The following is a 12,617-nucleotide window of genomic DNA, read 5'->3' as shown; positions in this document are numbered from 1 at the left end:
GGCGCCGCGTATCAGCATGCGCGCTTCCGGTCATGCCGTAAACAATCAGGGAAAGCATATGAACATCCGTGTCGATGCGATTCAGCGCGCGAGCCGCGCATGATGACGGCTGTCCTCGCCTTTTTGTCGGTCGGCGGATCGGTGTTGTTCGCCATTGTCGGCGTCCTCGTCGGACGCCGATTTGTTCACCATCATGTCGCCGAGGGCCACAACGACGTGCTGGTGCCGTTGTTCCTGACCGCCGGCGTGATTTACGCGGTGCTGTTGGGCTTCATGGTCGTCGGCGAATGGGAGAGCTATGATTCCGCCAAGGCGAACACCGCGGAGGAAGCCGCCCTGCTCGTGCCGCTGTATCGACAGAGCAAAGTCATGGCCCCGGACAAGGGCGATGAGATGCGCAAGACAATCCGTGAATATTCAGAGGACGTCGTCAAGGGCTGGGATGGCTTCGTGGCGGGCGAGAGAAACCGCAAGGCTGGTCACGACGTCCAGGAGATGTTCAGGATTTTGGGCGCATTGACCGCGGACGCCAAGCCGCAGGAAGCGATCGCGGCCCAGCTCCTGACGACGGTCAATCAAATGCTTCTCGACCGCAACAAGCGCTATATGCAGGCTGGGGAATCGTTGTCGTGGATCATGTGGGCGGCCGCCATTGGCGGGGGCGCCGTGACGGTGAGCATGAGCTTCATCCTCTACATGGATAGGAGGTGGCCGCATGTGTTCGCAACGAGCGTCATGGCGGTGCTGATCGGTTCGTTGTTGTTCACCATGGCGGTGCTGAGCAGACCGTTCGTCGGCCCACTGGCGATTGACCCACAGCCCTTCGAGAGATCATCCGCCGTTTTCGACGACGTTGACAACGGCTATTAGGAGAAGGCGATGCGCGTAACCTGCTTGAACACTCTTGCAGAGGGAAGTGAAGATCTCGGCGTCGTCTACGCCTCGGTTGAAGGCGTCAACGAGAATTCCTTTCATGAATGTCTTGAGGAACTGACCCACAAGGCCAAGGCGCTTGGGGCGACGGGCTTGATCGCGCTGCAACTGGTGCAGAGTCAGTTTCAGTGGAACCAACGCACCAGCCTGCTGGCGACGGCGATCAAATAAAGCCAATCGGCAATGCGGCGCCTGCGCGACGCCGCCGGTTCAGGCGCCCGACGGTCGGCTGGCCGCCTAAAAGAGATTGCCTCGCGCCATTGGCGCGCGCTGACGATAGCGCGCGAAGCCAGCCGCAGGATGGACTTCATAGGACTTTACAAAATACAAAATGGAGGGCGGAATCCTTCATTGTTCGCTCGGCGGAGCTGGCGCGACGCCCATCGTGCGTGCGCCGCATCTCAAAAGAATCCGCCGGGCGCCGATCAAAGCTCGGCCGCGAGGCCGGTCGCTGCAAGACGCCGGACGAACCGTCCGTTCAAAGAAGCGAGGGAATGCCGATGTGCAAGACTTGCGAACTCGAGGGCGCGGCTCGATGCGCGCGACCGTCACGCCGTGTTTTTTTGGCTTCGTTCTCCGCCGCCGCGGCCACCTTGCCCGTGGCGGGCGCCGCATGGGCGAAAGACGCCGCGCCGCCGCCCAAGCCGCAAAACGCCGTTTCGCCCGATGGCGCTCTGGAATTGCTGCACAAGGGCAATGATCGCTATGTCGACGGCGTGTCGAAGAGGCACGATTTCAAGAATGAACGCGAGGCGCTGACCGCCGGACAGAACCCTTACGCCGCCATCCTGAGCTGTGCCGATTCACGCATTGCGCCCGAATATGCTTTCGACAGCGGGAGGGGCGATCTGTTCGTCTGCCGGGTCGCGGGGAATTTCGCCAATGACGACACAATCGCCAGTTTCGAATATGCCGTCGCCAATCTGAACGTGCCGCTGATCATGGTGCTCGGTCACGATAGCTGCGGCGCCATCAGCGCGACAATCAAGTCGCTCAACGACAAGTCGACGCTGCCGGGCCATCTCCCTTCGCTCGTTGCGCGCCTCGCCTCAGCGGTGAAGGCGGGGGCCGAACATGCCGGCGATCCGTTCGCCAACGCGATTCGGCAGAACGTCATCGACACGGTCGCCGCCCTTAAATCGGCCACGCCGATCCTCGACGCGGCGGTCGCCCAACAGAAGTTGAAGATTGTCGGCGGAATCTATCGGCTTGCCACCGGCCGCATCGAAATGGTGGCTTGAATCGCCGCCATGCGCACTCATGAACGATCAACGTCCAGAATCCTGGACATCGGATAATCCGGTATCCCGAATTTGAAGGGCGCCGGCGCGTCCTCGATATAGCCGGCGGCGCGATAGAAGCGCCGCGCGGTTCCGGTGCTCGTCAATCTGCAGCGCGCATTGCCGCGCTCGCGCGCGCGCTCTTCAAGCGCCTTCAGCATGGCCCGGCTGATCCCGCGAAATCTGGCGTCGGGCGAAACATAGTTCAGATTGATCTCGCCCGTATCCGTGACGCAGCCCACGGCGAGGATGACGTCGCCCTCGACGGCGACGAGCACGCAATTGCTTGGCCGCGCGATCCAGGCGAGGAAATTTTCCGGCGTTTTGTTGCCGAGCCAGCGCGCCAGCATCGCAGCATCGTTTTGGTGATCGGCGACGCAAAGCTCAGCGATCGACCGCCGCATGACCACGCAGGCCGCCGCTGCATCGTCGTCCGTGGCGTTCCGGATTTCCATCGTTGCATGTTGCCATTCGCGCATGAACCCTCGCAACGGAAATCGGCTGCGCCGATGGATGCTGCGCCCTCGATCGGAGCCGATCGGCCCGACGACCTCGTCATCGCAATAGAAAAGCCTTATTGAGCGGCGAGGACGAAATCAGCTTTCCTCAAAAAACACGCAACAGGGAGCCCTATCCGTGCCCATCGTGAGCAATCGTCGCGCCTTCCTCGCCGGTTTGACTGCAATCCTAACGTCCGCTCGGGCGCAAGCGGCCGAACCGGTCTCCGCGGATGCGGTGAAACGCGCCAATGATGAGATCGCTGCGCTGGAGGCGCGCGAGGGCGGCCGCCTCGGGGTCGCCGTGCTCGATAGCGCCAGCGGCCTCTCCCTCGCCCATCGCGCGGAAGAGCGTTTTCCGATGTGCAGCACGTTCAAACTGCTCGCCGCCGCCGCCGTGCTGAGCCGGGTCGATGCGGGAAGCGAACAACTCGACCGGAAAGTCCCCTATGGAGCCGCCGACCTGCTCGAATATGCGCCGGTAACCAAGGCGCATCTCGCCGACGGCGGCATGAGCGTCGGCGACCTCTGCGCCGCGGCGATCGACTGGAGCGACAACACCGCCGCCAATTTGCTGCTTCAGATCATCGGCGGTCCGGCGGGATTCACTGGATATGCCCGCTCGCTCGGCGATTCGGTCACCCGTCTCGACCGCAATGAGCCGACTTTGAATACGTCCATTCCCGGCGATGAGCGCGATACGACGACGCCGCTCGCCATGGCGCGCGCGATGCAAGCCGTGTTGCTCGACAAGAAACTTTCCGAGGCTTCCCGTCGCCAGCTCGAAGCCTGGCTGATGGGCGACAAGGTCGGCGACAAGCGAATCCGCGCAGGACTGCCGCCATCATGGCGCATCGGCGACAAGACGGGCAGCGGCGACAATGGATCGACGAATGCGATCGCGATCATCTGGCCCCCCGATCGCGCGCCTCTCCTTGCGACCGTCTATTACACCGGCTCGACGGCGTCGGTCGACGCGCGCAATGGCGTGCATAAGGACATCGGCGCGATCATCGCCAAGACGTTCTAGCGGCGCCCTAGCTGCTTGCCGCCAGCCCTGCGAAAAACGCCGGCAGCGCGCCAATGTCCTCGACGATATGATCGGCGTGCGGCGCCAGTTCTTCGCGCGGCGCGGGGCCGCTCAGCACCGCCACCGCCAGGGCGCCGGCGGCGCGCGCGGCGTGGAGATCATGGATGGAATCGCCGACCATCGCGATCCTGCGCGGCTCCATGCCCAGATGCCGCGCGAAGGCGAGCACCATCCCGGGCTCGGGCTTGCCGCCATGGCCGGAATCGTAGCCCGCGATGAATTCGATATGCAGCAGGCCCAGAGCCTCCACATGGCGGCGCGCGCTCGCCTCCGAATCATTGGTGGCGACGCCCAGGCGCAGGCCCTGCGCGCTCAACGCGGCGAGCGCTTCGAGCGGGCTCCCGATCGGCGCCAGCGCCTTGAGCGACTCGACCGCGCTCAGCGAATCGATCTCCTGTCTCAGCGCCGCATAATCGTCGCGCCCGATCGCCTGCCCCCAGATCTCGCCATATTGCGCCGAAGAGCCCGCGATGATCGGCGAGGTCGGGCGAAAGCGTTTCTCCTCCAGCGAAAAATGCAGGGCGTCGGCCTGGGCGCGCATGGCGCTCTCGTCGCCCTTGGCCAGAGCTTGGATGACGGCATGAAAGGCGGGGCCCCATGTTCCGTCGAAATCGATAAGCGTTCCATCCTTGTCAAACAGGACGGCGGCGATGGACATGGGGCTCTTTCGTCAGAGGCGGCGGAGGCGATGCGATAGCAATTCCGCGATCCGCCGTCGAGCGACGCGACCCTTCTCCCGAGAATCGGGAGAAGGTGGCCCGACGAAGTCGGGTCGGATGAGGGCCTATCGGCGTGATGGCGCGAAAAGGGATGCGACGATCGGGGTCGAGTCCAGGGCAACCGCCCTCATCCCACGGCGAATGCGAAGCATTCGTCCGGATGCTTCGCATGACACCTTCTCCCGCTCGCGGGAGAAGGGATCCGCGCGCCTTTGTGAACAACCCTCGACATTGCACCCGCGCCAATCTACGGAGCCCCCCATGGATGACCTGCTTCTCCTTCCCGCGACGCGCCTGCGCGAGAAATTGCGCGCGCGCGAGATCTCTACCGTCGAACTGACGCAGGCCTCGTTGGCGCGCATTGATGCGGTCAATCCTGCGCTCAACGCGCTCATCGCGCTTGATCCCCAGGCGGCGCTCACCGCGGCGGCCGAATCCGACCAGCGCCTTGCGCGCGGCGAGGGGCGCGCGCTGGAAGGCCTGCCGGTCAGCGTCAAGGACGCCTTCAACGTCGCGGGCTTTACCGCCAGCGCCGGCGCGCCGGCGCTTAAGGAGCGGCGCCCGGAAGCCGACGCTCCCGCCGTCGCCAGGCTGCGCGCCGCCGGCGCGATCATCCTGGGCAAATCGAATACGCCGGTCTTCGCCAGTGATTTTCAGACCTATAATCCGATCTATGGCGTGACGAACCATCCGCGCGATCCCGCTTTTTCGCCCGGGGGCTCTTCAGGCGGCGCGGCGGCGGCGATCGCCAGCGGCATGTCGGCGCTGGAGCTTGGCTCCGATCTCGGCGGCTCCTTGCGCTGGCCCGCCCATGCCTGCGGCATCTTTGGCCATAAATCGACCTGGGGCCTCGTCTCGACGCATGGCTCCGTTCCGCCCCCGCCTCACAAGATTCTGCTGCGCGACGCCGATTGCCTTGTCGCCGGCCCGCTGGGGCGATCGGCGGAGGATCTCGCGCTGATGCTCGACGTCATCGCCGGCCCGCGCGTCGGGCCGCGCCGGACCGCGCTGAAGCCGGCGCGGCGGCGCGAGGCGAAAGGCTTGCGCGTCGCGCTTTGGGCGAACGATCCCTTCGCCGCGACCGATTCCAGCGTCCGCGCCGCGGTTGAAGAAGCGGCGCGCCGGCTCGCGGCGCTGGGCGCCGAGATCGACGAGACGGCGCGGCCCGGCTTCAGTTTCGCCGAAGCGTTCGAGCTTTTCGCGCTCTATAATCACGGGATCATCGCCTATGGCCTGCCCGTCAAGCTGCGCAACCGGCTCGCCGCGACCGTCTCGCAATATGCCAAAGGCGGTCTGTCGCATCAGGCGCTGCAGGCGCGCGGCGCTTGGCTGACGCCGGGCGATTACCGCGACATGGAGCTTCGACGCCGCGCCTTGCAGCGCCATTGGGCGCGGTTCTTCGAGCGCTTCGACATCGTGCTCTGCCCGCCGGCGCCGGTCGGCGCGATAAGGCACGATCATCGCCCCGACGTTCATCAGCGCACGCTCGACGTCGACGGAATCGCGCGGCCCTATCTCGATTTCCTGCACTGGTCGGCTTTATCAAGCGGTCCCGGCCTGCCCGCGACCGCCGCGCCGGTCGGCTTGGGCCCCGACGGCATGCCGCGCGGCGTTCAGATCATCGCCGCGATGGACGAGGATCTGACCGCCATCGCCGCCGCCGCGATGATCGCGCCATCGGCGGCGCCACGGCCTTAAGCGCGTCTTAACTCCATTCGTCCAATTTGAAGCGGTCTCGCGCCAAGCGAGGCGGTTAATCGTCGCGTTCCCGCGTTTTTAGAGAGCGTTTCCATGCGTCAGGACCTTCCCGCCGATCCCCCGATCCTTCAGCAGCGCGCCGGTCAGAGCAAGCTGCTGTCCCGTATTTATCGCGATGTCGGCCTGGCCGCCGTCGCCGCCGAGCTCGATCTGCAGCTCAATGCGCTTGAACCGGAAATGGCCGACGCTGTTCAACGGGGTGCTTGCGTGCTGCTGGCGCCGCATCGCACAATCCTTGCGGCTTAGCGGTCCGCACTCTATAGACGGGGCTCCGGGGGCGCTCTCAAACGCCAGGCGTTTCAGATGTTTATGGTTAATCGGCGCCGTTTTTTAACGGGCGCTGGCGCTCTGGCCGCCGGCATGGCTGGCCTTGGCGGCTATGCGACCGCCTATGAGGCGGGCATGCGGCTCGACCTGACCTCCTACGACCTGTCCTCGTCCCATTGGCCCGCCGATCTCCCGATCAAAATCGCCGTCATCTCGGATATTCACGCCTGCGAGCCCTGGATGCCCGCCGAAAGGATCGGCGCGATCGTCGATCTGGCCAATGCGCAGAAGCCCGACCTCACGGTGCTGCTTGGCGATTTCGTCGGCACGCAGCATTTTGTCACCCGCTATGTCGCGCCCGGCGCCTGGGCCGAGCAACTCGCCCGACTCGAAGCGCCGCTCGGCGTCTACGCCGTGCTCGGCAATCACGATTGGTGGTCTGCGGCCATGCCGACCGATCCGCCCGACAATGCGCAAAGCGTGCGCAAAGCGCTTGCCGGCGCGCATATACCCGTTCTTGAAAACGCCGCCGTCTCGCTCAGCCTCAAGGGCCGCCCGTTCTGGCTCGTCGGCCTCGGCGATCAGCTCGCGTTTCGCTATGGGCGGCGCCATGCCTGGGGCACCGACGATCTGCGGGGCGCCCTGCGCGAGATCAAGGACGACGCTCCCGCGATCCTGCTCGCGCATGAGCCGTTCATATTTCCCAAAGTACCTGATCGGGTCGCGCTGACGCTCTGCGGCCACACCCATGGCGGACAGGTCAACCTGCCGTTTATCGGTGCGCCTTTCGTGCCGACCAAGCGGGGCGTCAAACGCTATGTCTATGGGCTCTACCAGGAGGGGGAGCGCCAGCTCATCGTGTCGGGCGGCCTTGGCACGTCGAACCTTCCGGTACGCTTCAATCGCCCGCCGGAAGTCCTATCCGTCGCCCTGCGCGGCGCGTAGAGCCTGTTGCGCTTCGATTGAAGCGCAACAGGCTCTAGATCCCTTGAAAACGCGCGCGATTTGCGAAAAACCTGCATCCACTTTTTCGCCGCGCGCTGGGGCGCCTGAGCGCCCCGGCGCCGCGTCAATCAGGCGCCTTCGACCGAAAAATCAATCTCGATATTGTCGCGCGTCGCGTGCGAATAGGGGCAGATCTTTTCGTGCGCCTCTTTGACGAATGCGTCCAGTTCCGCCGTCGGCAGCGAATGATCGACGACATTCATCTTGACGGCGATGCCAAAGCCGCCGGCGTCGCGCGGACCGACGGAAACGGAGCAGGTCACTTTGGCTTTCGCCGCATCCTTCTTGTGGCTCTTGGCGACGAAGTCGAGCGCGCCGCCAAAACAGGCGGCATAGCCGGTCGCAAAGAGATGTTCGGGGGTTGTCGTGCCGGGCTTGCCGGGGCCGCCCATTTCCTTGGGAACCGACAGGTTGACGCTGACGCTTCCGTCGGTCGTCTCGCTATGGCCATTGCGTCCGCCGACGCAGCTCGCGGTCGCGGTGACGAGAGGCTTGATCTTGGAAATCATGACGGCTCCGAGGTTTGAGAGAGGAGCCGGATATAAACGCCCGTGAGCGAACGGCCAAGGGCGCGATGGGAAAGTCCGTCTTCAATCGGATCGTTGGGGCGATGAAGAACGGGCGACGAAAGCATCCAGCGCGGCGATCTCCGCCTGCCCATCGGCCTGGGCGGCGACCCAATGCCGGCAAAGCGCCGCCATCCCTTCGTAAATATGCCGGGCGGCGGGATCGTCGCCCAGGAATTCAGCGATCTCGTCCATCTCGGCGGCCCAGCGGTAAATTTTCGGATACATGTCCGGTATCGACCGGGCGAGGCGGCCCAAAAGCTGCGGCTGGCTTTCCGATAATTCCGCGTGCAGCGCCTCGGCGGCTCCGGCGCGCGTCGCGCCAAGAATCATCGCGGCGGCCAGAAGCGTGACGCCCTTGTTGATCCCGGCATAGGACATTTTGAGCGCGGAGGCGCCGCCAACCGGCGCCGTCATCACCCGCACCTTCAGGCCGAAATCGGCGAGCCTCGCCAAAGCCTGGGCCGGTTCGCCGGAAAAATAGAAGGTGGGATCGCTAGCTGGCCCTGGCGGCGACCCGATGATGCCGCCATCGACAAAGGGAGCGCCGGTAGGCGCGATGACGGACGCAATTCGCCTGACGGTCTCGACATTGACGGCGTTGCAATCGGCGAAAATTGGCTTGCGCCGGGCGCGCGACAGCGGCCCCGCGAAACGCTCCGCTAGCGCAACCGCCTCGGCAGGCGGCACGATCGACAAGATAACATCGGCCTCGACAATGGCGCCGTCATCGACGCCGACCATGCCGGTGGCCTCCGCCCGGCGGATCGTCTCAGCGCTTCGCCCGGCCAGCGACGTCAGCACTGTCGCGCCGCGTTCGCTCAAGCGGTGCGCCACGGCGGCGCCCATAGCGCCGGGCGCAATGATGGCGATTGCCGACATCATGAAGCGGCCTCAAGAAAATCTAGACGAAGCCGACCGCCCGACCTGTTATTTGACGACGACTTTCGTGCCGATATGGACGCGATTGTAGAGGTCGATCACATCAAGGTCGCGCATGCGAATGCAGCCGGAGGAAACGCTCTGGCCGATCTCGCTGGGCTCATTCGTGCCATGAATGCGATAGAGCGTGTCGCGATTGCCCTGATAGAGATACAGAGCGCGCGCGCTCAGCGGATTGTCATAGGCGCCGGCCAACGGACCGTGGGCGCGATAGGCCTGAAATTCCGGCCAGCGCTCCATGATCGAGGCCGTCGGCATCCAGGTCGGCCATTCGACCATGCGCCCGACCGTCGCCTCCCCGGTCCAGCCATAGGCTTCGGCGCCGGTGGCCACACGATATTCGATCGCCTGCTTGCCCGGCAGCACAAAATAGAGATTGCGCGCGGTCGTATCGATCACGATCGTTCCGGGAGCCTCCCCGGTCGGGTCGGAGACCTGATAGCGCGCGATCGGGATTCTCGCCTCATCGGGCGGCGCCAGGGCCATCATTTCCCTGTCGCGCGCGGTGAGCTTCGGATCAGGCACGCTTGTGCCGATCAGCGTATTTTGGCATCCCCCCAGGAGCGCGCCAGACAATAACACGGCGGCAATCGCCAAAGATTTCAGAGCCATCACAGTCTCACTCAATTCTCGATAAGGTTTCGATTACCATAACGCCGGTTTCGTTAATCGATTCTTGCGCGAATGGATTCGAGGCTAGATTGTGGCGTTCATGCCACCGAACCGCCGAATTGTGAACCCCGAAATTACCGTTTCGTTCCACGTCTCGCAAACAATTGACCAGCGTGTCGTCACGGCAACGCGCTATTACGGGACGATGCCTAATGGGCCGGACAGAATCGCCGCGAACGCCGCCGGCGCGCTTGCGCGGCGCCTGAAGCCTGTCTATAACGCAGCAACGTCGCCTCATAAAGCGTCGTCGTCGGAGTGTAGCGCAGCCTGGTAGCGCACCTCGTTCGGGACGAGGGGGTCGGAGGTTCGATTCCTCTCACTCCGACCAAATATTTCAATAAATTAGCGCCGCCGATCCCGAGAGCGTGGCCGTCTCGCCCGCTCTCCGGAGCGTTCGGGCTGGCGGTGCGCCGCCCGAGCAGAAGCAACCGGCACGGTCGCGATCCCGCGGAGACGCTTGATTAAGCATCCCGGCGCATCCTGCGGCGATGTTGAAACCTATCGACGCCGAAGCCCTGCTCGCTCTTCTCCCCGCCGCGCCCGATTTGAGCGCCAAAGTGAGCGCGTGGTTGCGTCATCTGGGCGTCGAGCGGCGGCTTTCGCCTCACTCGCTGGACGCCTATGGCCGCGATGTCAGGCAATTCCTCGGCTTTCTCGCCGCACGATTTGAGGCGCCGCCGACCATCGCCGATTTCGTGAGTCTCGCGCCCGCGGATTTGCGCGCCTTTCTCGCGCGCCGCCGCGCCGACGGGATCGAGGGCCGCTCGCTGATGCGTGCTCTGGCGTCGCTGCGCTCGCTCGCGCGCTACCTTGAGCGCGAGGGCGCCGGCCGCGCCTCGGTTTTTTCCGCGATCCGCGCGCCGCGCCTCGCGCGCAGCCTGCCCAAGCCGCTGGGCGCGGCCGACGCCATAGCGATGACCCAGACGCAAACCCGCGAGGGGGAGCTGCGCGATCCTTGGATCCTGGCGCGCGACGCGGCCGTTCTCGCTTTGCTCTATGGCGCGGGTCTGCGCATCGCCGAAGCTTTATCGATCCGCCGCAAGGATGCGCCGGTCGGCTCCATCGACAGCGTGACGATCGTCGGCAAGGGCCGCAAGACCCGTTCGGCGCCGGTGATTAAGCGCGTGCGCGACGAGATCGAAAACTACCTCAAGCTTTGCCCGTATGCGCTCAAGCCCGAAGGGCCGCTTTTCGTCGGCGCCAAGGGCGGTCCGCTGTCCCCGCGCATCATCCAGCTCACGGTCGAGCGCCTGCGCGGCGCGCTCGGCCTGCCCGACAGCGCGACGCCGCATGCGCTGCGCCACTCTTTCGCCACGCATCTCTTGGGGCGCGGCGGCGATCTGCGCACGATCCAGGAATTGCTGGGCCACGCCTCGCTTTCGACCACGCAGATCTACACCGCCGTCGATGGCAAGCGATTGATGGAAGCCTATCGCGCCGCCCATCCCCGCGCCCGATCGACCGCGCCCTAACTCTGGCGCGCGTTGAGCCGCGCCCAGTAGCCGCGCGCCCAATCGCGCAAGGCGCGCATTTCCCGCAGGACCGCCGCCTTGTAGGGCTCGACGAGCGCATGGGCATAATCGTGGAAAGCGAGAAATTTCTCATAGACCCAGACGAACCATGGCATCGACAGCAGCTTGTCGCGGGTCAGGTCAAAAGCCACCGCGACAAGGCCGACGCCGGCGAACTGCATCACGATCCACCCCAGCGCGCCTAGAATAGGGTGGCCGACCGCGATCAACCAGATCGCGACAACCTTGAACGGCTCGACAATCGCCAGCGGAATCAAGAAGATAATCAGCGCGACGGGCGCCGGCATCAGCGCGATGAAGGCGGCGATGCGGGCCTTCAGCCGCGTCCAGGGAATGAGGGCGATGATTTGCCGCCCCAGCGCGACGCATCCCTGCCAGACCCAGGCCTCGACAAGGAAGCCGATCGCCAGGAGGAGCATCAGGGGTCTTGGCGGAGGTCGTTTTTCCATTTCGGATCCTCAGCAGTGTATCTGCACGGTCACTATGTCCAATCGATGAACGCAGGCGGCCACAATCTTGTCTTTACCGTCCGTCCCGCCCCATTGCCGCCATCAACGCACGCTTAACCATGCGCGTCATTGACGTGAATGCAATGCATCGCGGCAACAATTCAGCAAGGTTGACGGAACCTTCTCTTAACCGTTCGCGCCTAAGGCTCAGCCCGGGTGGCGTTGTTGTCAGGAGTATCATCATGCACGGTTTGACGAGCGCGCGCGCGTTCAAATTCGGGGCGGCCCTGTTGATCGGCCTCGCCCTTGGCGCCTGCGCCAAAAACAACGCGGATGGCGCGGACGCCCTCAACGGCGCCGCGGCCGGAGCGCCCGGCAGCTACCAGGATTTCGCCAGCAATGTCGGCGACCGCGTGTTCTTCGAGACCGACCAGACCGAATTGACCCCCACCGGGCAAGCGACGCTCGACAAGCAGGCCGCCTGGCTCAATCAATATGGGCGCTACACCTTCACGGTCGAGGGCCATGCCGACGAACGCGGCACGCGCGAATATAATTTCGCCCTCGGCGCCCGCCGCGCCGAATCGACCAAGAACTATCTTGTCGCCAAGGGCGTATCAGCGGCGCGCATCAAGACAATCAGCTATGGCAAGGAGCGGCCCGTCGCCGTCTGCAACGACATTTCGTGCTGGTCGCAAAACCGCCGCGCCGTCACCGTTCTCGCCGGCGCCCCGACCTCGTAAGCGATGGGGCCGCCCACGGCCCCTGTGGAACCGGCGCGCGACCCGTCTATCGAGCCGGTCCGCCCCGCCTTGGCCAAAGCTTCGCCAAATTTTTGGCTGAAGCGGCGCTCTATGCTAGGGAGCGCGTTGATAGCGCCTGGCCCCGCCAGGCGCCTGTCCAATAG

At 64.5% G+C, this 12,617-nt stretch carries 15 protein-coding genes and 1 tRNA gene; 10 read left to right on the top strand and 6 right to left on the bottom strand.

The features are described 5' to 3' along the window. Positions 1-99 precede the first annotated feature (99 nt). The 3 genes from GSQ90_RS23200 (at position 100) to GSQ90_RS23190 (ending at position 2,174) form a co-directional block, all read left to right on the top strand. A complete protein-coding gene (locus GSQ90_RS23200) occupies positions 100-870 on the top strand; it encodes a DUF4239 domain-containing protein (RefSeq protein WP_158817282.1) in 771 nt (256 codons plus the stop codon). 9 nt (positions 871-879) lie between these two features. Next, complete coding sequence (locus GSQ90_RS23195; protein WP_158817280.1) at positions 880-1,104, top strand: hypothetical protein; 225 nt, start codon at positions 880-882, stop codon at positions 1,102-1,104. Between the two features lie 329 nt (positions 1,105-1,433). Next, the gene (locus GSQ90_RS23190) at positions 1,434-2,174 is read left to right on the top strand and encodes a carbonic anhydrase (protein WP_158817376.1); all 741 of its coding nucleotides are present in this window, start codon (positions 1,434-1,436) and stop codon (positions 2,172-2,174) included. Positions 2,175-2,191: 17 nt separating this feature from the next. Here GSQ90_RS23190 and GSQ90_RS23185 read toward each other — a convergent pair whose 3' ends face one another. After that, complete coding sequence (locus GSQ90_RS23185) at positions 2,192-2,692, bottom strand: GNAT family N-acetyltransferase (protein ID WP_246731725.1); 501 nt, start codon at positions 2,690-2,692, stop codon at positions 2,192-2,194. Positions 2,693-2,849: 157 nt separating this feature from the next. Between GSQ90_RS23185 and bla the strand changes: the two genes are divergently transcribed. Next, complete coding sequence (gene bla / locus GSQ90_RS23180; protein ID WP_158817278.1) at positions 2,850-3,740, top strand: class A beta-lactamase; 891 nt, start codon at positions 2,850-2,852, stop codon at positions 3,738-3,740. 7 nt (positions 3,741-3,747) lie between these two features. Here bla and GSQ90_RS23175 read toward each other — a convergent pair whose 3' ends face one another. Beyond that, complete coding sequence (locus GSQ90_RS23175) at positions 3,748-4,458, bottom strand: HAD family hydrolase (RefSeq protein ID WP_158817276.1); 711 nt, start codon at positions 4,456-4,458, stop codon at positions 3,748-3,750. Positions 4,459-4,780: 322 nt separating this feature from the next. On the opposite strand from GSQ90_RS23175, the gene GSQ90_RS23170 reads away from it, so the two are divergent. The 3 genes from GSQ90_RS23170 (at position 4,781) to GSQ90_RS23160 (ending at position 7,489) form a co-directional block, all read left to right on the top strand. Next, a complete protein-coding gene (locus GSQ90_RS23170; RefSeq protein ID WP_158817274.1) occupies positions 4,781-6,217 on the top strand; it encodes an amidase family protein in 1,437 nt (478 codons plus the stop codon). Positions 6,218-6,310: 93 nt separating this feature from the next. Continuing rightward, complete coding sequence (locus tag GSQ90_RS23165; protein ID WP_158817272.1) at positions 6,311-6,523, top strand: hypothetical protein; 213 nt, start codon at positions 6,311-6,313, stop codon at positions 6,521-6,523. Positions 6,524-6,586: 63 nt separating this feature from the next. Beyond that, entirely contained in the window at positions 6,587-7,489 is a 903-nt protein-coding gene (locus tag GSQ90_RS23160) for a metallophosphoesterase (protein ID WP_158817374.1), read from the top strand. Positions 7,490-7,617: 128 nt separating this feature from the next. Here the strand turns inward: GSQ90_RS23160 and GSQ90_RS23155 are convergent, their stop codons facing one another. From GSQ90_RS23155 to GSQ90_RS23145, 3 genes are all read right to left on the bottom strand, one after another. Then, positions 7,618-8,058, bottom strand: coding sequence for an Ohr family peroxiredoxin (locus GSQ90_RS23155; protein ID WP_158817270.1), 441 nt, complete (start codon positions 8,056-8,058; stop codon positions 7,618-7,620). An 81-nt stretch (positions 8,059-8,139) separates the two neighbouring features. Next, positions 8,140-9,000 (bottom strand): NAD(P)-dependent oxidoreductase, encoded by an 861-nt coding sequence (locus tag GSQ90_RS23150; RefSeq protein WP_158817268.1) that lies wholly within the window; start codon positions 8,998-9,000, stop codon positions 8,140-8,142. A 45-nt stretch (positions 9,001-9,045) separates the two neighbouring features. Beyond that, entirely contained in the window at positions 9,046-9,669 is a 624-nt protein-coding gene (locus GSQ90_RS23145; RefSeq protein WP_158817266.1) for a L,D-transpeptidase, read from the bottom strand. Positions 9,670-9,980: 311 nt separating this feature from the next. Here GSQ90_RS23145 and GSQ90_RS23140 point away from each other — a divergent pair. Continuing rightward, positions 9,981-10,057, top strand: a tRNA-Pro gene (locus tag GSQ90_RS23140). Positions 10,058-10,217: 160 nt separating this feature from the next. Next, on the top strand, positions 10,218-11,201 hold the full coding sequence (locus GSQ90_RS23135; protein WP_158817264.1) for a tyrosine recombinase XerC: 984 nt from the start codon (positions 10,218-10,220) through the stop codon (positions 11,199-11,201). On the opposite strand, the gene GSQ90_RS23130 is transcribed toward GSQ90_RS23135, so the two are convergent. Then, complete coding sequence (locus tag GSQ90_RS23130) at positions 11,198-11,710, bottom strand: hypothetical protein (RefSeq protein WP_158817262.1); 513 nt, start codon at positions 11,708-11,710, stop codon at positions 11,198-11,200. The genes GSQ90_RS23135 and GSQ90_RS23130 overlap by 4 nt on opposite strands. Before the next feature lie 242 nt (positions 11,711-11,952). On the opposite strand from GSQ90_RS23130, the gene pal reads away from it, so the two are divergent. Further along, on the top strand, positions 11,953-12,453 hold the full coding sequence (gene pal, locus GSQ90_RS23125; RefSeq protein WP_158817260.1) for a peptidoglycan-associated lipoprotein Pal: 501 nt from the start codon (positions 11,953-11,955) through the stop codon (positions 12,451-12,453). The last annotated feature ends 164 nt before the right edge of the window (positions 12,454-12,617 follow it).

The organism is Methylocapsa sp. S129 (assembly GCF_009765995.1).
Taxonomy (GTDB): Bacteria; Pseudomonadota; Alphaproteobacteria; order Rhizobiales; family Beijerinckiaceae; genus Roseiarcus.
The sequence above is the reverse complement of the archived record's forward strand: the minus strand, read 5'-3'. Positions and strand labels throughout refer to the sequence as shown.